The following is a 21002-nucleotide window of genomic DNA, read 5'->3' on the forward strand; positions in this document are numbered from 1 at the left end:
GTGTTTTAATGGCCCCTTCCCCCATTCCAAAACTTCCTCCTTCTAAAAATTTAACTGAAGCTCCTTTATCCATATTTTATTATGCAATGCTGGCCTTAATAGGACTTATATTTTATGGTTGGATCGGGTCCATATTAATAATGAAATTGGATCCCATTAATGCCCTTTATTTTACCATAATCACTGTGGCCACAGTAGGATATGGAGATATAACTCCTGTAGGAGCTTTTCAAAAATTTTTTTCATTGACACTGGCCATAGGGGGGGTGGGGCTTATTGCTTATGTTTTCAGTTTGAGTGTATCGGTGGTAACCATGACCTTTCAGGAAATAGCTTCTGGTTCAAAAATTAGGAAAATGCTGTCATCTACAGAGAATCATTTTGTATTATGTGGTTATGGTCGAGTAGGGGCTGCAGTTTTTGAAGAATTAAAAGAGCGAAATCAAAAAGTGATTATTGTTGAAAAAAGCAGGCAACTGGTGGAAAAAGAGTTATGGGAAGATCCTGATATTCTGGCCATACCTGGAGATGCCACTGATGAGAATGTAATGAGGTATGCTGGAATTGAAAGGGCTAAAGGAGTAATTATCACCACCGGAGACGATGTGAATAATCTATTCATTACCCTGGCTTCCCGTGAAATACAATCAGAAATATGGATCGTAACCCGTGCCAGTAAAAAAGAAAATATAAAACGTCTTTACAAATCAGGGGCAGACAGGGTTATTTCTCCCGAGATAAGCGGAGGAGAAGACATTTATTTTGCAGCAATTGAACCCACCATGATGAAAATCACAGTTAAGCATGATGTGGGAAGCATTGAAAAAGAAGCTAAAATCATTCTAAAATATGGTTGTACCCTGGAAGACATTGAATATCATTTACCTGAATTTAAAGCTCCCCTATCCAGAAAAATAGGTGTATCCCAAATAGAACAACTAAACAGGTTTATGGATAGTTTGAAACAGGATGTTAATCGTAAAAATTCCCTGGAAAAGATATATGAATCTGTGAGTGGTATTCATTCCCACTGGATTTCAGGGCCAGATAAAAAAAGCCTGGAAAAAGTAGTAAATGAACTGGATAAAGAAGGCTTGCTTTTAGGAGTTAATTTAGAGGATCAGGAAATAAAAAAAATTGCCAAAAAATATGGTCGCCTGGTGGAAGTGGTTATTAAACCAGAAATGCTGATTGTGGAAAATCATGGCGTAGATGATATCGCCCAGGAAGCAGAGATAATATTCAAGGCAGGAGGTAAGCTGGAAGATATAGAATATTACCTGCCAGGTTTTGGAGAACCATTGCAGCGTAAAATAGATTCCTCAGATATGGGTGATGTAAGTCATTTTTTAGATAACTTGAAGAAAAATGCCTCTCGTAAAGATGCCCTGGATAGAATTTATACATTATCCGGAGTAGGAATACATTCACACCGGGTATCTGGCCCAGATACTAAAACTTTATCCCGAATAGAAAAAGATCTTGAAAAAAGCGGATTTCTATTAGGAGTTAATTTATCTAAAGCGGAAATAAAGGAGATAATACAAAGATCTGGTCGGGTGGTGGAGATGCTGGTTAAACACCAGGTAGGGGAAATAGATGATAAGAGGATAATTATTGAAATGGGAGGCCGTATACTGGATTCCAAGCATTATTTACCCGGAGTAAGGCAGGTGGTTACCCGGAATTTAAATATTAAAACCAAAAAAGACCTGGAAAATTGTGAAAAAGAACTGGAAAAGGAAGATGCTAAAAGATCTTTAACTGCCCTGTATGAAATATCACGTCATATTCATTCTCATACCATAGCTGCGCCTGAGGAGAAAAAAATTAAACAAATAGAGGATAAATTATATAAAAAAGGAGTATTGCTCGGAGTTAATTTAACTGAGGATGAAAAGTGGAGTATTGTTGAAAAGGAGAATGTTAAAAAATTCTGTATAGAAAAATAGAAATATCCCAGATTATATTTTAAAATTAAAAGAAGAAAAAGGAATTAAATATTAAAATAATTCCTGTAATTTTATCTGATAGGCACCCAGGCTGCCGCCATAATTACCGGCACTGATTTTTTTGATTCCTGTAACTGTACAGGCTGCTTTTATTCCTTCTTTCATTGCTTCTTTAACAGCTTCTTCATTTACACCATCAATAACTATTTCATAAATACCATTAACATCTGCTGGAATTTCAGTGTCTTCTACTTCATCTTTTAGAGTTACACACATCTTTTCATTGGTGGATGCATTTAAAAACTTGTACTTGTTGGAGCCAACTTTAGATCCAGAAGCAACCATACCTCCCGGGAAAGGAGTTATTGTTCCTTCAACTGACATTATAGCATCTACAGCTGTTTCAGCTGCTATTAATGCAGAAGCAGGACTATCTCCCAATATAAAGAAATTTCCGCCAGCTACACCCTTTTTGATTCCAAATTCGCTGTCAATCAGGAAATCCCCAGACATGATAGGAATTGAATTTACCATTCTTCCCCCTACTTCCACCTCTTTTTCAAATCCGTCCCCAAAGAATTTGAGTTTGAATCCTATTTTTAATTTTTCATCAGCATCGTCAAGTGCATCGAAAACTGCGGTGGTAGGAGCGGTTAAAATTCCCATACCAATTCTTTCTAGAAGTTCGTGGTCCAATTTTTTCTGGGTGGGATTACAAATCATTATAGTGTATCCCGGCCTACCATCAGGAGTATCCTGTGGAGGAACATAGCCATCTATACCTGCTTCAGCCGGACAACCAATAACAGAGGTTCCGTAACCTGTAGCTTCAGTTGCTGCTATTTTAGCCAGTTTTTTAGTTGCTGCCGTTACCAGTACACGAGAAACCTGTATTCCAAAAGCTTCTGCAAAAGTATCTTCAATTTCCACACCATTTATTTCCATTTATTATCACCGAATCATAAGTAGGCCAAGTATTTTTATATAGTTTTCGATTTAATTCAGCATCTAATAAGCTCCTGAAAAAATAGATAATCTAAAAAGGCATTAATGTAATTTAAATATTATATTTAATGATTAAAACCGGCTTTAAGGCTTAAATTAACCAATTTAAAGTTATAGAACCTATTCTAAATTAAAAAAAGTTAAAAAATTTAAGCCCGGAGGGCGTAGATGGTTAAACTCTAAAGTAATATTATTCTATAAATAGTTAGTATGTATTTATTTTCTGGGAACTTCAATTAAAATATTGGTTCCTGAAGAAACATTGCTGTGCATAGTGGCATCCATTTGGTTTACCAGGCTTTTAACCAGCTGCAGGCCTAAAGATTGAATATCATCAAATTTTGAACCTTTAGGAAAACCTTTGCCATTGTCTGACACTTTAAGTACGTATTTTTCAGGAATATCCTGAAAAATTACTTTAATTTCCCCGGGTACCTGGGGCATAAATGCATGGCGGAAACTATTGGATACCAATTCACTTATAATCATTCCCAGAGGGATAGCAGTATCCATTTCCATTAAAACATCATCTAATTCTAAATTCAGAGCTATGTTGCCAGGTTCAGGATAGTAAGTGCTGAGTAGACCTGAAATTATACTTTTAACATATTCTGAAAAATTGATACTGGTTAACTTATGGGAGTGATGTAATTTTTCATAAGCCTTGCGAATAGATTTTACCCGATTATGTGTATCCTGTAGGAGTTCTGCATCTTTATTATTTTCCATGTAAGATTTTTGGAGATTCATCAAACTGCTTACAATCTGTAAATTCTTTTCTATCTGACGATAAATTACTCCAATCAACTCTTCTGTTGATTCATGTTTACTTTTGAGAACATTTTCACGAGCTATATGTCTCTCATAATCATTAACCGATGCCAAAATCAATTTATAATTATCTGTATTCAATACAGAAGTTTTTACCTCCACATGAACTAATTTACCTTTCCGGGTAATGAATTCATATTCATCCGGGCCACTGGAAAGACCCTGCACATTCTTTCCCAAAATAATCTTTGCCCGGGATCTTTGTATAAGGGGCATTATCTTCAGTCCCAACCAATTTTTACCCAGTAAATCTTCCTTTTTATAACCTAAAAGTTCTTCAAAAGAATTATTACAATCGATAAGGTTTCCTTTAAAATCATAAATATAAAGGGGAGAGGGTATTTGATCCAGAATAGTATTTAGTATCGAGGGCGAATTTCTAATTTCCTCACGAATTTCATCTAATTTTAATAATCGCTCTTTTTGGGGCAAATTATTAAAAATAGAATGATTGACTTCTGAATAATAATCTTCCTGCATTTAAATTCCTCTAGATAAGCGCTCAATTACCTAAAAAAAAAGGATAATAGGTGCAGATGGAAATGATATTTTTCTAGCATTTCACTACTCTATCTAATATTATTTTATTTTTCAACAATAAATAATATCTATTTTATTATTATGAATTAAAATTCCACCATTTCATAGCTAAGGTCATGGGGATCAATTAAGACCAGGGATTTTTTCCCAGTTAGATACCCACAGCATTCTCCAGGATTTATAAGCATGGTTTTACCATTAGAAATCTCAAATTGATGTGTGTGACCCCTGATTACAATATCATACTTTCCGCAATGGACTAAGGAGTCCACCAGAGGAGGCAGATGGCCATGTATTACTGCAATTCTTCGTTTTCCATAGGAAATATCCTTAAAATCCTCCAATATACATAAATCTGAAAAAGCTGTTTTAAGGCCATCTCTTTCCCCATCATTATTTCCATAAATAGCCTCCAGAGGAGCATGAAGTTTTAAAAATTCACCGGCAGTAAAAGGTGAAATCAAATCACCTGCATGAATTACCAGCTCTACTTGATTTTTATTGAATATCTTTACAGCCTTTTTTATGGCGGTCAGATGGTCATGAGAGTCTGAAAGGATACCTATCATCCTATAACCTCCAAATACTAATTATTCTAAAAACTTTATAAAATCTGGTTCCTTAAATTTTCTTAGCTGTTTATATTTATTTAGTAGTTGCTATCTTAAAAGATTTGAAAAATGTCTAAAGAAATATTTCAAAGAAAGTTGATAAATAAACTGGCTTCAGGCAAAGAACTCTTTAAAAGCTTTGCTAATTGAGTTAATTTTATATATGAAAATTATTCAACTTAAATTTATGTGCCAATTAAATCAGGATTATTCAGGATATCCTGAAACATGCCCCCTGAGGCTCTGGCACATACACTTTAGTTATATTGGCTTAAAAGCTCTGCTTTTATGTCATTTTGACTTTAGGACGTGATGGTTTGTTTGAAAATGATTACGATAGAAAAGAAAGTAATTCAGCCCCTATTAATATTGGGGACGAGTTTGATGTAAAAATAGAGGATCTTGGTCGAAGTGGCGATGGGATCGCCAGGGTAGAAGGTTTTGTAATATTTGTACCTGGCGCTGGTGTAGGTGATGAGGTAAAAATTAAAGTAAATGCCGTCCGGGAGAAGTTTGGATTTGCAGAAATAATTGAATAATTAAAATTCTGGAAAATCGTTGAATTAGATTTTCTTTAATAATTATTATTTTTTTAAATATGCTAACCTAAAACTTAAAATTGTATTTTTTAATATATGCTTTAAATGATTTTTTTGTTGTTACAGGATAAAAATAAGATATTTTTTAAATAATTGAGAATTATTCTAAAGATTAAGATTAAAAAAAGATTATAAGATACTTTAAACTTCAATTAAACTAATATTACCTCTTCCTCTCAAAAGCCAAAATATTTATGTATAGCTGATTATCTTTTATACGGTATTAATGAGATATGTTGGAAAAAGAGATTTAAAAGTTATCCTGGAACATTTAGGCATAATAATGCAAGCCATTGGTTTTGTAGTATTGCTACCCATATTTGTAGCTTTAATATATGGTGAAGGAAATTATATTGGTTTTTTGATTCCCTCTGCCATTTCCATAACCATAGGAACCCTTCTTAAAAAATTTATTTCTGGTTCCGGGCCAGTAAGACTTAAACACGGTATGATGGTGGCCGGATTAGCCTGGCTATGGGCAGCCCTTATTGGTAGTATGGTCCTTATGCTTTTAATTGATATTGATTTTGTTAATGCCTATTTTGAGAGCATATCTGCCTGGACAGGTAGTGGTCTGACCATTTTCTCTGATGTAGAGATTTTACCCAAATCTGTTCTATTTTTAAGGAGTTTGGAACAGTGGATTGGTGGATTAGGAGTGGTTATCGTAGTAATAGGTATATTAATCCGCCCAGGAACTGCAGCATCCCGTCTTTATAAATCTGAAGCCCGTGAAGAAAGAATCAAACCCAGTATCAGCAACACAGTGAAAACCATATGGTGGATTTACCTATTCTATACCGTTTTGGGAGTGGTGCTCTATGGTCTGGCAGGTATGCCCTTATTTGATGCCATTAATAACACCATGACCAATTTATCCACCGGTGGAATGTCCATCAAGAATGATAATATTGGATCCTATGGTAGTGATTTAATATACTACATTACTATTTTTTTAATGATAGTGGGCGGTACCAGTTTCTTAGTACATTACAAAGTATTTAAAGGAAAATTAACCCGTGTTTTTAAAGACATACAATTTAGAGCTATGTTAATAATCATTATCCTTTTTTCGGCACTTATTATAATAAATAGATATTTATTACCTATAGATTCTGTTTTCCATGTTGTTTCTGCTCTTACCTGTACTGGATCCAACATACAAACCCTGGCTGAGATGCAAGGTTGGGCAGGTTATGTCAAAATCATTATAATTATGGCCATGATTATTGGAGGTGCTGCTGGTTCCACCACCGGTGCCATAAAGCTTATCCGATTAGTTACCATATTTAAAGGAATTTACTGGGAAATTATGCGAATAGTGACTCCCGAAGGATCAGTGATTCCCCGGAAGATTTCTGGGAAATCCGTAAGTGATGTGGAAATTAGGGAAGCCAGTGCTTATACCTCCATTTATTTCATATTCATTTTTATTAGCTGGCTTTTGCTTTCCAGTTATGGTTATGATACTCTGAATTCCTTATTTGAGGTAGTTTCAGCCCAGGGAAATGTGGGACTTAGTATGGGCATAACTACAGCAGAAATGCCTGTTATTCCCAAGATATTTTTAATGTTCAATATGTGGCTGGGCCGTTTAGAGATTATTCCAGTTATGGTTCTATTTAGAGCATTTTTAGAAGTTTTCAAGAGAAATTGAAATTTGAGAAAAGCTTATTAAGGGGAATATTCAAAGAATTTCACCTATTAAAATATATTACATCCTTAGCCAATTACCTTAAAACCCATTAATTCTTAAAAATAGGTGCATAAATGTATGTGGTTATAATAGGTGCAGGAGGCCTGGGTTTAAACCTGGCCAAGCTCTTAACAGCCGATGGTCATGATGTGACCCTTATTGAAAAGGATAAAACTACCTGTGAAAATGCAGCATTAGAAGTGGATAGTCTGGTAATATGTGGTGATGGAACTGATCCCCATACCTTGGAAGAAGCCAATATAAAAACCGCAGACGTATTCATAGCCGCTACTAGAAATGATGAAGCAAACCTCTTATCCTGCATACTGGTACGCGAATACAAAATCCCTAAAATCATAGTCCGTGCCAGCAACCCGGAGCATGAAGAAGCATTCCGAAAAGTAAAGGGAATTAAAGAGGTTATTTATCCAGAACATGCGGCAGCATTAGATTTAGAAAAGCTAATTAAAAAAGGTGTATGAATGTATATTGTTATAATGGGAGGCGGTCGGGTGGGATTAACCCTGGCCAATCTTTTAATATCTGATGGTCATGATGTGACCCTTATTGAAAATGATGAGTCTTTATGCGGTAATGCTGCAGTGGAGCTGGATGCCCTGGTAATATGTGGTAATGGAACTGATACCAAGACATTAGAAGAAGCCAATATAAAAACCGCAGACGTATTTGTGGCAGCTACAGGAAATGATGAAGCAAACCTCTTATCCTGCATACTGGTACGCGAATACAATCTTTCTAAAATTATAGCCAGGGTAAGTAACCCTGACCATGAAGAAGCATTTAGAAAGGTGGGTATTGACGATGTTATTTCCCCAGAACGCGCAGCTGCTGGATATCTGGAAAAACTAATTACCCGACCTAAAGTTGCTGATTTGATAGTCATGGGGCATGGAAATGCCGAAATACTGGATATGACTGTTAAAAATAAGAAGATTATAGGTAAAAGCGTGGGAGATATCAGCCCCACCGAAGACTATCTGATTGTGGCCATTTATAATAATGGAGAAATAATCATACCTCATTCCAGTATGATTCTGGAAGAAAATACCAAGGTATCAGTACTGGTAAAAATAGATGCTGTAAAAGCAGTGACCAAAATCTTCACCAGTTAATATTTGTTTCTGCATTCTAAAAAGCAGATTATATATATTAGACTTATCATTCTATTAACTATGGATTTATTTACCCATTTTATTGTTCCCTTTATCCTGCTCTTTTTTTTAAAAAGCAGATATAAACTGGAAGGAGCCTTTGGTGGAATATCCGTTGACTTTGATTTTTTTATAATTTTTGTGGGAATATTGTTTCCCCAGCTTTTTGTATTCACCCACCGGGGAATTACCCACTCTTTTGTTTTTGGATTTGTATCTGCCGTGATATTTTTGTTTATTATAACCCGGGTCCCGGTACAAAAAACCATTGGCAGGATGATTAAACGTGATTTGAATCTCACCTTTACATATAAAACAATATTAATAGCTTATTTTGGTGTTTTAATTCATTTGTTGCTTGATTTTCTAACAACAGGAGGTATACCTCTTTTTTATCCCTTTAGTCTGACCCGTTTTAGTGGAGAGTTGTATTATTATACTGATGCAATTGCCACCCTGGCGGCTTTAGTAGTGTTGGGATGCCTTTACTTTAAAATTGACCCGCGTTATAAGAAAGGGGCCATGATATTGTTTATGGTTTTATTAATTTCTATGGGCGGAATCCGGGCCGGGGAAAAAAATAATGCACTAAATAGTTTTGAATCAGAAATTGAAGGAAATTTTGCTTATATTGCTGCTTACCCTACCAGTGACATGTTTACCTGGAACGTAGTTTTAAGAAGTAGTGATAATCAAAGATATGCTCTTTATGAATATCAGGGCAGACGTGGAGAGAAAATATTCCAGGGCAATTACAGTGCACTTACCATAAAAAATGGAACATATACTTCCGCCATAACAGCAATTAAAAAAGCAGATGAGCTAAGTGTTGTGGAAAACTTTAAATGGAGATCGTTTTATACTTGCATTGAGGCATCTTATGAGAATGGTCAATGGAAATTAACTTATTTTGATATTGTAGGCAGTTACGCCACCCGCAATAATTTAACAGTTTATATTAAAAACTAGAAAATTTTGAAGAAATAAAAAAATTAATACATATTAATCATATCACAGGCTAATTCTATATGTTTTTGGCCGTTATCAACCCAGGGCCCATGCCCGGGTAGAAGGTATTCCACTCCCAGATCTCTTAGTTTATTAATAGAATTCCGCATATCCCGCTGATTCCCACCTACATCCATGCGCCCCAGGCCACCATTTGCAAACACGGTGTCTCCAGATATTAATATTTCCCCATCCCAGAGGCATATGCCTCCTGGAGTGTGACCCGGCGTATGAATGATCTTAAAGTCGCCAATTTTATTTCCCTCTTTCAATTTATGGTCTATTTTCACTGGTTCCAGATGTTTGCCAAATATATATGAAACAGTGGCCATCTGATCTCCGCTTTCCATGGCAGGAGCATCCAATTCATGAATGGCTATTTCTGCTGAAAATAAACTATTGCCCCCTACATGATCGTAGTGGCAATGGGTATTAACTATACAGGAAATATTCTCAGGGGAAGTGCCGGCCATTTTTAGCTGGGAAAAAAGATATTCTTTATTATTTCCTGTTCCAGTATCAACCAGAACATCCCCAATTAGATAGATATTAGAGTCGTAGCCATATCCTTCAATAAAAAATACTTCATTAATTTTTTCCATATTTTCAACCTGAACTTTAGAATACTAGTTGGTAAATTAGAATTAAAAAAAATAGGAATGGGGTCACCGGGATTTGAACCCAGATCCTAGGATTTCTCTTGTCTCAGTACTCCAATTGGTCATCATACTGTCCTTCAGAGCGCGCGTTTCTTCAAAGACAACTGGAGTCCCAGATGATAGCCTGATTACACTATGACCCCTGAATATAATTTAGTTGAAAACTCTTTATCTGAATCTAAAGCCAAGGGTGAGATTTGAACTCACGTGTAATGGATCTGCAGTCCACCGCTTCGCCTCTAAGCTACCTTGGCATAGTAAATAACTAGTAGATTAATTTGATATTTAAACCTTGCGGCTAATTTTTAAAGTGGTAAATATCTGAATCAAAGACCTGATCTCTAGTACCTATAGATCATGAAAATAACCTATGCCTTAAACAGCATCTTAATCTTTTAGTAAAGAAGATATATACGGTTATGTCTAATTTTAGCAGCATATAACAAGAATCCGTTTTATAATCTAAGAGATTGGTTAAAATATATTTAAGAATATTTCATTCTTTTTGGAAGATTCCTTAAATTTAAAGTATATTATCTACTATTTTAAATTAATTATTATCTGAATAAGAGGAGATAATTGAAATTTTTTTATAAAAAGGTGAAAAAATGGATTATGAAATTTTATATCAACCATCCTATTCTCTATTGAAACTGGATTTGGAAACTGCAGAAGAAGTTAATGCTGAAGCTGGAGCCCTGGTAAGCATGTCCAGTAATATTTCCATAGAAACTGGAATAAAAGGAGGTCTATTTGGTGGCCTTAAAAGGAGTTTGCTTGGAGGGGAGAGTTTTTTTATAAATAAATTTACAGCCCGTAGCCCCGGCGAAATCACCATGGCTCCACCCTTACCGGGAGATATACACGCTATGGATATGGAAGATCAAACCATTTATGTTCAGTCTGGATCTTTTATGGCCAGTACCATAGGAATAGATATTGATACCAGTTGGGGAGGTTCTAAAACATTTTTCTCAAGAGAAGGTTTGTTTTTGCTCAAAATCGAAGGAAGTGGGAAATTATTCGCCTCCAGTTTTGGTGCTATCCATCCAGTTGATTTACAAAGTGGGGAAAATTATCTGGTAGATACCGGGCACGTCGTAGCTTTTGAAGAGGGCATAGGTTACAATGTGAAAAGGATTGGGGGAATGAAATCTACTTTATTCAGTGGGGAAGGTTTAGTGGTGGAACTCACTGGACCGGGTAGAGCCTGGATACAAACCAGAAGTGAAGATTCCTTTTTATCCTGGCTAATTCCTCGTTTACCAAAACAAGGATAAATATAGAAATAGTCTTATCCCACTATTTTTATAGCTTAAGCTGTTTAGATTTACCCAGTAATTCATCAAGGTCTAAGCCCTTATTAAATGCTAGGTCTAAATCTAAACGGTAATTTTTATTTTTAGTGAGAATGAGATCTTCAGGAGATAAAAAAAGCCATTTTTTATATTTAAATTTAATTCCCACATAAGGCTGGGCTCCAAAAATGCCTGAAAATTCACATAAGCCCCCTATCTTTTCAGAATCAATATAGATTCTTTCTTTTGAAGTGGTTTTAACTTCTATGGCCAGATAGATCTTACCATTACCTGCCAGTACATCAGGAAGAGGTTTTTTAGTTGCTCCGCCTGAAGCCGGGGCCCTCATAGCTGCAAAATCCGATTCCCATAGTAATCTAACCAGGTCTCTTTCTTCTTTGGAACCTTTTTTTACCATAAAACCATCTTATGATTATAATATAATATTCAACATTTATGTAAGCCAAATTATCTAAATTTGAATGATTAAATTTCAAATATGGCTTTCAATGCCCTTGGCAGTGAATGTTCCACTTCCAGTTGGTTCCTTTATCCAATCAATCTTAGATTCTTTGATTAAAATCCCTTTATCTGGAAATATAACATCTACCACGATTCCACAGCGCCTGTGATGGGGATCTTTGGTTAAAAATCGGGTGAAAGTTCCGGTGAAGCGATATTTATTTTTTACAAACCACTGTGTTACATATACTCCTTCCATCGAACCAATTTCCTGACCCTGGTACATCACTCTGGCTCGCATGGATCCACAGGTTCTTTCCATCTTAATCATCAGAATCAATCCCACAATAAGTGTTATAATGTTACTCATCATATAATAAGTAATTTTCTGATTAAATAATTAAAAGTGAGCTTATTAAAATAAGAATAAGCCGTTTAATTTAATAATATTTGATTTTATAATATATATTAAAAAAAGAATAGATTATAATGGGGCCGGGGCCGAGATTCGAACCCGAGTCGCGGGATCCACAGTCCCGTAGGATAACCACCTACCCCACCCCGGCAATTGATAATTGATTTTATGATCCTGAATTATAATTATGAATATGTTTTCAATGCGGGGGCAGGGATTCGAACCCTGGTAGGCCTACGCCAACAGGTCCTAAGCCTGTCCCCTTTGGCCAGCTCGGGCACCCCCGCTATTAAAGGAAAGGCAAAATCCTTAAGGATTAAAAGGTAAAAAGTACATTCTGTAGAATTGTAAAATAGAATGCAAATTTACTAAAATATTAAAAATGCTCCGGCCGGGATTCGAACCCGAGTCTTCGGCTCGAAAGGCCGAAATGATTGGCCGGACTACACTACCGGAGCAACGAATTTTTGTGCTTTAATGGGCCCAATGGGATTCGAACCCATGGCCGCCCGGTTATGAGCCGGGCGCTCTACCTGGCTAAGCTATGGGCCCAAGACGCCGCCGACAGGGCTCGAACCTGTGACCAATCGGTTAACAGCCGAACGCTCTACCTACTGAGCTACGGCGGCACTTGCCAAGTAAAGCCTGTAAAACAGGCTACAAAGGGCACCTATGTTTACAGTCTTTTAAAATATAGCACTTTAATCGAGTACACTTAGATTGATAGTCATCATATATAAACGTTTGGTAGTGGCATGAAATATATTCAGCTCTGGTTTTCATCAGGGTGTAAAAAAAGCCCAGATTAAAGCAGCAATAAAAAAGGTTAAGGGTAAAGCCACCACTAAAGTGGACTTTCTGCGAGTATATATTAATACATAAACTAGAGCCATGAAAATTGCTATAAAAAGCGATATTTGAGGTAAAATCATGATTAAAATCCCATCCAGAATAATAAGGATTAAAGCACCCCATAACACCACATCCCATTCTATTGAACTTTCTGTTTCATCCTCAGGCTCATTATAGGTCTGGCTTTCATAATAGATATCTTCCGGATCATGAAGATTCGAATCCTCCTTTAAAACTTCAATTCTTGATTTTATTGGTTTAGAAGAATATTGGGAATTCTTTAGAGCTTCCCCGCAATTTTTGCAAAATTGAGAGCTGTCTTCATTTTTCTCTCCGCAGTTTGAGCAGTAAACCATGATTTCATCCTGATCTTATAATTTGATTTTAAGTAAAAGCTTTTTTTATAAAGAATTACTATTTTATCAAGTTTAGGTATATTAATTAAAGTTTATGGATATAAGTCTACTTATCTTTAATTCCCATTACTTATGATTATGAGCTTAATTATTTTACTAAATGTAAAAATTAATTATTGATTATTCACCATGGAACAATTATAAGCTAGTTTAAAATTATAATATTTTCCCAGGATTAGGAGAAAAATTTCGGCATTGGAATAATATGGAGGATAGCCGTAATGGAAATTCTATTCCGAGGTATTTTGAATAAGTAAGGTGCAATATGAAAGTTATAGATAGTTTAGAGAATTTTAAAACATTGGAACTTATGGAAAAGGCCAATAAAATCCATTTAAAACGGCATGGTAAAGATATAACCCTGGAAAGGGCCGTTTTTCTTTCCTGGTGGTGCGATAAAGGGGATTGTGCCTTTTGTTATATGAGTACCCAGAAGCCCAAAATTAAAGATCCTTTGAAGGCCCGTAGAAGTATTAATTCCATTTTAGCAGAAGCAGAGTTATGTAAACGTTTAGGATGGAACATAGAATTTTTATCAGGAGGCTATGGATCTTTTAGTACCTCTGAAATAAAAAAAATAGCCAGCAAAATATATGAAATCACCAGCCATCCGGTATGGTTAAATACCGGTATTAGTACAAATCTGGCAGAATATGGAGAAGAAATAGTAGGAATTACCGGGGCAGTGGAGGTAGTTAACCCCAAACTGCATGATAAAATTTGTCCCAGTAAAAGTCTGGAAGATATAGAGAATATGCTTGCTATGGCCGGTGATCTGGGATTTAAAAAAGCAATAACTATCATTTTAGGATTGGGGGAAACCCCTCATGATCTTGAATATTTATTTGAAATGATAAGAGATGGGGGAATTCAGAGAATTACTTTTTATTCCTTAAATCCCCACCCGGGCACACCCTATGAGAACCAGCCCTCCCCCGCGTCTTTGTATTATGCAGGGATAGTGGCCGCCGCCAGGATTACGTTCCCTGATCTGGAAATAATATGTGGGACCTGGATAGATAACCTGGCCAATATAGGGCCATTAATTCTTAGCGGTGCCAATGGTTTGACCAAATTTCCGCTTTTTAAAATGTTTGGAACCCGTTATGGGAAGAGGGTGGAGGAAGAAGTATTCTGGTCTGGAAGAAATCTAAAAGGAACTTTCAGTGATTATAATTTATTATTAGATAATTCCAGCACCTCCCCTGAATTGGATTCTTATGTAAAAAGATACATTGATAAGTGCCTTAATAACAAATCTCTAAGTGAGTAAATAAAGGGATTAGTACCATAAATATTAATCCTTATGCATAAGAGTACTTACATACCTCGTGCTAAATTTAATATAATCTATAATAACTGCTTTAAATTTTTATAAGAGGAGGAATTGCCATTAAGATGAAATGCGGATTGGAAATTCACGTTCAACTGGAAACTGATTCTAAGCTCTTTTGTGATTGTCGCACTAATTACCAGGATACCCCGGCCAACACTAATATTTGCCATGTTTGTTTGAATCAACCAGGGGCCAAGCCCTATCCCACCAATGAGAAAGCTCTGGAAGGTGCCCTTAAAATTGCATTGATGTTAGACTGTAAGATAGCCAAAGAAGTCACCTATTTTATGCGAAAGCATTATAACTACCCTGATCTTTCATCTGGTTATCAACGTACCAGCATACCCATTGGATATGAAGGGGATCTTAATGGGGTAAGAATCCGGGAAGTACATATGGAAGAAGACCCTGGACAGTACAAACCAGATACTGGTACAGTAGATTTCAATCGTTCTGGAATTCCATTAATAGAAATTGTAACAGAACCCGACATGAAATCTCCTGAAGAAGCTCGTAAATTCCTTAGAGAACTAATAAGAGTATTGGAGTACAGTGGAAATGCCCGTGGAGAAGGGACCATGCGTGCAGATGTTAATATATCCCTGGAAGGGGGTAAAAGGGTGGAAATTAAGAATGTTAACTCCATCAAAGGAGCTTACAAAGCTCTTAAATTTGAAATGGTTCGGCAAAAGAATTTACTAAAAAGAGGGGTTGAGGTAACACAGGAAACCCGTGCCTTTCTGGAAGCACAAATGATAACAGTTTCTATGAGACTAAAAGAAGAAGCTGAAGATTATCGATATATACCTGATCCAGATTTGCCCCCTATGAAATCAGATGACAGTCAGGTGCAGGGTATCAAAGAAAAAATGCCAGAGCCGCCTCATATAAAAACCAAGAGATTTATGGAAGAATACCATCTGGCGGAAGAACATGCTAAAGTATTGACCTCTGAATTAGAGCTGGCAGATACTTATGAAGATGTTGTAAAGGAGATTGAAGCTGAATTTGCTGCATTATGGATGAGAGATGAATTAAAAAGGGTCATTTATTACAATAAAATGACTTTCCAGGAAAGTGAAATAACAACTTCCCAGATAGTAGAACTTTTGCAGATGCTTCAGAACAAAGAAATCACCGCCAAAGCAGGAAAGCGTATCATAGAACAGCTCCCCCATAGTTCTAAAAGTCCCCGGTTTATAGCAGAAGAAATGGGTCTGGTGGGAATTGTTAATGAAGATGAAGTATTAAATGCGGCAAAAAAAGCCATTGAAGAAAACCCTGCAGCAGTGGAAGATTATCATCAGGGAAAGAAAGCATCCATGAATTTCTTAGTTGGGCAGGTGATGAAATTAACCCGAGGAAAAGCAGAACCTGGAAATACGGTGAAAATATTGCGTGATTTGCTTAAGTAAGAATTCCAGCAGTAGTTGATTAGTTATGGCCAAAAGTATCTTAAATCTTCTGATGTGGCATCCAGAAAAAAAATTATCAACCTGTAAAATAACATATATCCATCGAGGCAGCCCTTACAATTTAAAAACCGTTCCGGGTTCTAAAATAAAAAAAATTGAAAAAGGATTTTTGGTTCTAAAAGAAGATATACAGATACCTTATCATCGCATAATAAAGATTGAGTGTCCAGATAATTTAATATGGAAAAAATGTGTTTCTAAAAGTAATATTTAATTGAAGGGATAAATATGAGTAATAAAGCCCTGGTAAAGGACTACATGACTAAAGAGGTTATCAGTGTTAAAGCAGAAACCCCTAATGCCAAAATCATTCAGCTAATGAAGGATACTGGACACGATGGATTCCCAGTAGAGGAAAATGGTGCTGTAATTGGGATGGTTACTGCTTTTGATCTACTCTTAAAAAGAAGGGACAAATCAGTGCAGGACATCATGTCCACCAATCTGGTGGTGGCTAATCAGGATATGTCCATTAATGATGCTGCCCGGGTAATGTTTAGAATGGGAATATCCCGACTGCCCGTTATAAATAAAAAAGGAGATTTAGTGGGCATTATAACTAATACCGACATTGTAAGATCCCATATTGAGCGTTCCACCCCGATGAAAGTTAATTATTTTAAAAAAACTCTGGAACAGCTCTATGGTATTCAAACTCAAATTAAAAGAACTAAAGTGCCCACTAAAAATCTTCGTCCTACCCAGAACAAGGTTTTTGCTGATGAGCTCCAAGGAAGAACATATGAACTAAAAAGAGGGCTGGCTGAGCCTACTATTGTGGTGAAAACAGGTGATCGTTACGTGCTGGTAGATGGGCATCACCGTACTCTAGCTGCCCTGAAATTAGGATGTAAAGAAATAGATTCTTATGTAATATATCTGGATCAGGAAATAAAATTGGGAATGGAGAAAACTGCGGATTTAAATGGAATATACTCCTTTAAAGACATAGAAATAATAGATGATGCCCAGCACCCGCTTATTGCTATAACCCGCAGTATGAGAAAAAGTAAAATGAACAATAACCATCGATTAGGCGGAGAATAGTAATGAATAGTAAAGATGTATTAGAAGAAATTTATGAAGTTTTAAAAGACCGTCGAGATCATCCTAAAGATTCATATACTTCCCAATTGATGCAAAATGATAAAAAATCTGCAGAAGATAAAATACTGGAAAAAATTGGAGAAGAAGCTACTGAAGTTATAATCGCTTCTAAAAATGATGAAAGATTGGTCCAGGAATCGGCTGATTTAATCTTCCACACCATTTTATTGCTGGTTTATAAAGGAATTGAACTGGATGACCTTTTAGATGAATTTAAAAGTCGAAGAAAGTAATTAGGAATATAGGAGATATTTCAGGGGAAAAATTCATTAACTATTTTTTTTGTTTCACTTAACCATGCCTTACGTTCTTCAGGAGTACTGCCGGATATGGTGCGAAAAATTTTTCGATAAACCTGATAAACTCCACAAAAGTCAAAAACACAATCTTTCCATATTCTCTCCAGGGGATCACCAAATACTTCTATTTCCCGTTTCTCAGGAGTATTAGAAGTATTGAACACCAGGGCTGTTTTTATTTTTAAAAGTCCATGGGGAACACCCGACCCATCATCACCCTCATCAAATTCGTAGGCTATGCCTGAGCGAAGCACTCGATCCATCCAGCCTTTTAATATGGCCGGTGGTTGGCCCCACCAGTTAGGATGGATTATGATTAGGCCTTCTACTTTTTTTATTTCTTCCCGGTGTTGAATAACCAGATAATCTTTAGTTTTACCATTAGCCAGTTCCGTTCCAGTTAAAATAGGATTGAATTTTTCTTTATAAAGATGGTGAGCGTAAACATGGTGCTGGTTAGTGTGCAATGATTTAATCACGGTTTGATATAGAGCATGATTAAAACTTTTTTCATAAGGGTGGGCCACAATTACCATTATCTCCATTTGAATCAATCTCCCTCATTTATTTTCGGGCTACCGCCTTAAAAAAATTATAAAAGAAAGTTCCATCTTTCTCGGCAGATTTATGCAAGTCTTCCATACCCTGATCCCATTCTCTTTTTTTTATTATCCCTGAGTCTATTGCCTGATTTTTCAATCCTTCCACCATGGCAATTATGGTCTTTTTTATGAATCCCTCCCCCATGTGGGGTTGGCTATTATCCACATAGACCACCAGGGGAGTTACCACTATATCCTCAAAACCAGCCTCACTTAAAATAGGATAAAGTTTCCTTCCCAGCAGCGGATCTCCACCTAAATCTTTCTGGGCTTTAATTAAATATTTCCATGTCTTTAAAGCCTGTTCACTTTCTGGATGGAAGTAGCAGGATCCATGATCCCCTTCAATAACCGTGATTGTTCCTCCGGGTTTTAGAACTTTATTAAGTTTTTTCAAGGTTTGAATCGGGTCCAGAGTATGCTCTAAGACAAAGCAGACAAAAATATGGTCAAAACTTTCTTTCTCAAAGGGAAGATCCATAATATCTGCTTTTACAAATTCAACATTTTTTATTCCCTCTTTTTTAATAAGACTTCGAGCCTGATTTAAGGATTCTTCAAAAAGATCTATGGATATAATCTGGGCATCTGGACTGTTTTTAGCCAGCAATATAGTTTGAGCACCTACTCCACAACCTGCTTCCAGTACTCTGCTGCCTGCAGGGAATTTAATATTATTATGAAGTAAATCAGACAAAGTTTTTGCCTGATCATGAAGTCTGGTAGCTTCCTCATTAGAATATCCATGTACATAATCATTTTTCATGCTTTAAACCTGATTTATTTTAATATTGTTTTAGATAAAAAGTACGGGTTAAGTCAAGCCCCGGGTGAATAACTTATACCTGGCTTCATTTATACATTAGAACATTTTTAAGTATTTTATAGTCCAGATCATTAATTTTATAATCAAAAAAGTCAATAACTTCACCGGATTCCAGATAACGGGATAAATCCCTACTCTGGATATTAATTGCATAACCCTGATTTAGGATTCCCATAGTTTATTTAAGTCAGAGTAAGGATATATCCAATCAGTTTTAACAAATTCCAAGAGCTGATCTTTTTTTAGATATTTAAGAGATTTCTGGATAGCTTGCAGACTTGAAAATAACAGTAAAGTAGGTAAACTAACCCTTTCCACTCCACATTCAACCAAATCCCCGATGGAGAACTGATTAATATTATAATTCATACCGGCTGCAATACTCACCGGGCCTTCTACTTCTGATTTTATTTTTTTAACTTCATCAAGAGTTTCTACATAGGGAATAAATGCCAGATCCGCCCCGGCCTCCAAATATTTGTTGGCACGATTAATTGCAGTTTTCAGTCCTTTATTTCTATTTTCTGTAGATTTTAAAGCATCAGTACGACCGTTAATTATAAATTCAGGAAAATCAAGAGCTATGGAAGTTTCTCGGGCTATTTTAATCTTTTTAATCATTAACTCCTCATCCACCAGAGTCAGAGGATAATTAAAATCAGGGATCTGATCTTCAATATTAAGACCCGACACCCCTACCCGAATAAACCGGTTTACAGTTTCTATTACCTTTTCAGGACCCCCATATCCATCTTCAGCATCAGCCATAACCGGTATATTCACTGCATTAACAATGCATCGTGTCCACTCTAAATTTTCATCCAGAGTCATCTCACTTTCCTTTTTATAGCCCGCTACTGTAGAAAAACTAAATCCTGAACATTGAACCGCTTTAAAGCCTGATTTTTCAATTAATTTAGCACTGATGGCGTCATAAGCATCAGGCATTATTAGTGTTTTTCCTGAATTTAAAAGCTTTTTTAGTTCATTTCGATCCATAATATCCCTTTTTACCTCAGATAGGGGGACAGTCTTTAGCCCCTTTAAGCCATGAATAATTTCATTAGTTAATTCTATAATTAGATGGTGGCAATAACCAGCATTTCATAATCTTCAGTATCCAGTGTATTTTCTCTGCTGAAATTGCCTAATTCACACCCATGAATATCTATTTTAGAAAAATTTAGAGATTTTAAAAGCCAGGTTATCTCTGAAGGAACATAGTATCTTTCATTACATTCCAGGGTCATCACTTTACCATCATCGTCTTTTATATCCAGCTGGCATTCATCCCTGAAGGTCATTAGATTAAATTTATTTTCTGAATTAAGTTGAGTGGTGGAATTAGAATTTATAAAGTCTTTTACAGAATGGAATAAAGGATAAAGACCATTTAAAGTTGTAAAAATTAATTTTCCTGGAGTTTTAAGTGCCCGCGCAGCATTTTCTAAAATCTGAAAGTTCATTTCATCAGTTTCCATTAATGGAAAAGCCCCCTCACAAATCATGATTACCAGATCAAATTCATCCTGGAAGGATAGATTACGGGCATCAGCTGAAATAAAATCAATTTCAACACCGGCCTCAGATGCATTTTTTCGCGCTCTATTCAACATATTTTCCGATAAATCAACCCCAGTTACATTATATCCTCTTTTAGCAAGTTCTATGGCATGTCTACCGGTACCGCAACCTATATCCAGTATTTTTGTTTCCTTATTTTGATTAATTTCCATCTCAATAAAATCCACTTCTCCACTGGTGCCGTGAACAAAAGATTCGGATTCATATTTTTTTGAATAATTAGAAAATAATTCTTGATACCATTTTTGCATTTTATC

At 36.0% G+C, this 21002-nt stretch carries 23 protein-coding genes, 7 tRNA genes and 1 pseudogene; 12 read left to right on the plus strand and 19 right to left on the minus strand.

Annotation, left to right across the window (positions count from 1 at the left end):
* Positions 1-8: 8 nt before the first annotated feature.
* The gene (locus tag HYG87_RS05450) at positions 9-1952 is read left to right on the plus strand and encodes a 3H domain-containing protein (RefSeq protein ID WP_211532205.1); all 1944 of its coding nucleotides are present in this window, start codon (positions 9-11) and stop codon (positions 1950-1952) included.
* A gap of 51 nt (positions 1953-2003) precedes the next feature.
* Here HYG87_RS05450 and fhcD read toward each other — a convergent pair whose 3' ends face one another.
* The 3 genes from fhcD to HYG87_RS05465 form a co-directional block, all read right to left on the minus strand.
* Positions 2004-2897 (minus strand): formylmethanofuran--tetrahydromethanopterin N-formyltransferase, encoded by an 894-nt coding sequence (gene fhcD / locus HYG87_RS05455; RefSeq protein WP_211532206.1) that lies wholly within the window; start codon positions 2895-2897, stop codon positions 2004-2006.
* A gap of 276 nt (positions 2898-3173) precedes the next feature.
* Positions 3174-4268: a sensor histidine kinase gene (locus tag HYG87_RS05460; protein ID WP_211532207.1), complete on the minus strand. Its 1095-nt coding sequence runs from the start codon at positions 4266-4268 to the stop codon at positions 3174-3176.
* 146 nt (positions 4269-4414) lie between these two features.
* Positions 4415-4897 (minus strand): metallophosphoesterase, encoded by a 483-nt coding sequence (locus tag HYG87_RS05465; RefSeq protein WP_211532208.1) that lies wholly within the window; start codon positions 4895-4897, stop codon positions 4415-4417.
* Between the two features lie 359 nt (positions 4898-5256).
* On the opposite strand from HYG87_RS05465, the gene HYG87_RS05470 reads away from it, so the two are divergent.
* From HYG87_RS05470 to HYG87_RS05490, 5 genes and pseudogenes are all read left to right on the plus strand, one after another.
* Entirely contained in the window at positions 5257-5478 is a 222-nt protein-coding gene (locus HYG87_RS05470) for a TRAM domain-containing protein (RefSeq protein WP_211534228.1), read from the plus strand.
* A 286-nt stretch (positions 5479-5764) separates the two neighbouring features.
* Complete coding sequence (locus HYG87_RS05475; protein ID WP_211532209.1) at positions 5765-7195, plus strand: TrkH family potassium uptake protein; 1431 nt, start codon at positions 5765-5767, stop codon at positions 7193-7195.
* A 113-nt stretch (positions 7196-7308) separates the two neighbouring features.
* Positions 7309-7707, plus strand: a pseudogene (locus HYG87_RS05480) (potassium channel family protein); the annotation flags it as partial.
* 9 nt (positions 7708-7716) lie between these two features.
* Positions 7717-8367, plus strand: coding sequence for a potassium channel family protein (locus tag HYG87_RS05485; protein ID WP_211532211.1), 651 nt, complete (start codon positions 7717-7719; stop codon positions 8365-8367).
* A 60-nt stretch (positions 8368-8427) separates the two neighbouring features.
* Positions 8428-9375, plus strand: a complete 948-nt coding sequence (locus HYG87_RS05490; protein WP_211532212.1) for a metal-dependent hydrolase — start codon at positions 8428-8430, stop codon at positions 9373-9375.
* Positions 9376-9398: 23 nt separating this feature from the next.
* On the opposite strand, the gene HYG87_RS05495 is transcribed toward HYG87_RS05490, so the two are convergent.
* The 3 genes from HYG87_RS05495 to HYG87_RS05505 form a co-directional block, all read right to left on the minus strand.
* Positions 9399-10016, minus strand: coding sequence for an MBL fold metallo-hydrolase (locus HYG87_RS05495; protein WP_211532213.1), 618 nt, complete (start codon positions 10014-10016; stop codon positions 9399-9401).
* 58 nt (positions 10017-10074) lie between these two features.
* A tRNA-Trp gene (locus HYG87_RS05500) sits at positions 10075-10216 on the minus strand.
* A gap of 39 nt (positions 10217-10255) precedes the next feature.
* Positions 10256-10327: transfer RNA gene (locus HYG87_RS05505), tRNA-Cys, on the minus strand.
* 354 nt (positions 10328-10681) lie between these two features.
* Between HYG87_RS05505 and HYG87_RS05510 the strand changes: the two genes are divergently transcribed.
* Positions 10682-11353: a TIGR00266 family protein gene (locus tag HYG87_RS05510; RefSeq protein WP_211532214.1), complete on the plus strand. Its 672-nt coding sequence runs from the start codon at positions 10682-10684 to the stop codon at positions 11351-11353.
* 28 nt (positions 11354-11381) lie between these two features.
* Here the strand turns inward: HYG87_RS05510 and hjc are convergent, their stop codons facing one another.
* The 8 genes from hjc to HYG87_RS05550 form a co-directional block, all read right to left on the minus strand.
* Entirely contained in the window at positions 11382-11789 is a 408-nt protein-coding gene (hjc, locus tag HYG87_RS05515; RefSeq protein WP_211532215.1) for a Holliday junction resolvase Hjc, read from the minus strand.
* Positions 11790-11864: 75 nt separating this feature from the next.
* On the minus strand, positions 11865-12164 hold the full coding sequence (locus HYG87_RS05520) for a hypothetical protein (RefSeq protein WP_211532216.1): 300 nt from the start codon (positions 12162-12164) through the stop codon (positions 11865-11867).
* Between the two features lie 159 nt (positions 12165-12323).
* Positions 12324-12399 (minus strand) — tRNA-His (locus HYG87_RS05525).
* A 52-nt stretch (positions 12400-12451) separates the two neighbouring features.
* Positions 12452-12535: transfer RNA gene (locus HYG87_RS05530), tRNA-Leu, on the minus strand.
* 96 nt (positions 12536-12631) lie between these two features.
* Positions 12632-12706: transfer RNA gene (locus HYG87_RS05535), tRNA-Glu, on the minus strand.
* A 20-nt stretch (positions 12707-12726) separates the two neighbouring features.
* Positions 12727-12800: transfer RNA gene (locus HYG87_RS05540), tRNA-Ile, on the minus strand.
* 4 nt (positions 12801-12804) lie between these two features.
* Positions 12805-12877, minus strand: a tRNA-Asn gene (locus tag HYG87_RS05545).
* 153 nt (positions 12878-13030) lie between these two features.
* Complete coding sequence (locus HYG87_RS05550; protein WP_211532217.1) at positions 13031-13456, minus strand: zinc ribbon domain-containing protein; 426 nt, start codon at positions 13454-13456, stop codon at positions 13031-13033.
* A 325-nt stretch (positions 13457-13781) separates the two neighbouring features.
* Between HYG87_RS05550 and HYG87_RS05555 the strand changes: the two genes are divergently transcribed.
* The 5 genes from HYG87_RS05555 to hisE all read left to right on the plus strand — a co-directional run bounded on the left by HYG87_RS05555 (position 13782) and on the right by hisE (position 17667).
* Positions 13782-14789, plus strand: coding sequence for a radical SAM protein (locus tag HYG87_RS05555; protein WP_211532218.1), 1008 nt, complete (start codon positions 13782-13784; stop codon positions 14787-14789).
* A 125-nt stretch (positions 14790-14914) separates the two neighbouring features.
* Positions 14915-16267 (plus strand): Asp-tRNA(Asn)/Glu-tRNA(Gln) amidotransferase subunit GatB, encoded by a 1353-nt coding sequence (gene gatB, locus HYG87_RS05560; RefSeq protein ID WP_211532219.1) that lies wholly within the window; start codon positions 14915-14917, stop codon positions 16265-16267.
* A 25-nt stretch (positions 16268-16292) separates the two neighbouring features.
* On the plus strand, positions 16293-16541 hold the full coding sequence (locus tag HYG87_RS05565) for a DUF504 domain-containing protein (protein WP_211532220.1): 249 nt from the start codon (positions 16293-16295) through the stop codon (positions 16539-16541).
* Positions 16542-16555: 14 nt separating this feature from the next.
* Positions 16556-17374, plus strand: a complete 819-nt coding sequence (locus tag HYG87_RS05570) for a CBS domain-containing ParB/RepB/Spo0J family partition protein (protein WP_211532221.1) — start codon at positions 16556-16558, stop codon at positions 17372-17374.
* A 2-nt stretch (positions 17375-17376) separates the two neighbouring features.
* Positions 17377-17667 carry a phosphoribosyl-ATP diphosphatase gene (gene hisE, locus HYG87_RS05575; protein WP_211532222.1) on the plus strand — a complete coding sequence of 97 codons (291 nt, stop codon included), beginning with the start codon at positions 17377-17379 and terminating at the stop codon, positions 17665-17667.
* Between the two features lie 20 nt (positions 17668-17687).
* Here the strand turns inward: hisE and HYG87_RS05580 are convergent, their stop codons facing one another.
* The 5 genes from HYG87_RS05580 to HYG87_RS05600 form a co-directional block, all read right to left on the minus strand.
* Entirely contained in the window at positions 17688-18278 is a 591-nt protein-coding gene (locus HYG87_RS05580) for an NAD(P)H-dependent oxidoreductase (RefSeq protein ID WP_211532223.1), read from the minus strand.
* 19 nt (positions 18279-18297) lie between these two features.
* Complete coding sequence (locus HYG87_RS05585) at positions 18298-19101, minus strand: methyltransferase domain-containing protein (RefSeq protein ID WP_211532224.1); 804 nt, start codon at positions 19099-19101, stop codon at positions 18298-18300.
* A gap of 85 nt (positions 19102-19186) precedes the next feature.
* The gene (locus HYG87_RS05590; protein WP_211532225.1) at positions 19187-19336 is read right to left on the minus strand and encodes a hypothetical protein; all 150 of its coding nucleotides are present in this window, start codon (positions 19334-19336) and stop codon (positions 19187-19189) included.
* Positions 19324-20160, minus strand: coding sequence for an isocitrate lyase/PEP mutase family protein (locus HYG87_RS05595; protein WP_211532226.1), 837 nt, complete (start codon positions 20158-20160; stop codon positions 19324-19326). The genes HYG87_RS05590 and HYG87_RS05595 overlap by 13 nt, the downstream gene beginning before the upstream one ends.
* Before the next feature lie 80 nt (positions 20161-20240).
* On the minus strand, positions 20241-20996 hold the full coding sequence (locus HYG87_RS05600; protein ID WP_211532227.1) for a class I SAM-dependent methyltransferase: 756 nt from the start codon (positions 20994-20996) through the stop codon (positions 20241-20243).
* Positions 20997-21002 lie beyond the last annotated feature (6 nt).

This window comes from Methanobacterium alkalithermotolerans, assembly GCF_018141185.1.
Classification (GTDB): Archaea; Methanobacteriota; Methanobacteria; order Methanobacteriales; family Methanobacteriaceae; genus Methanobacterium_F; species Methanobacterium_F alkalithermotolerans.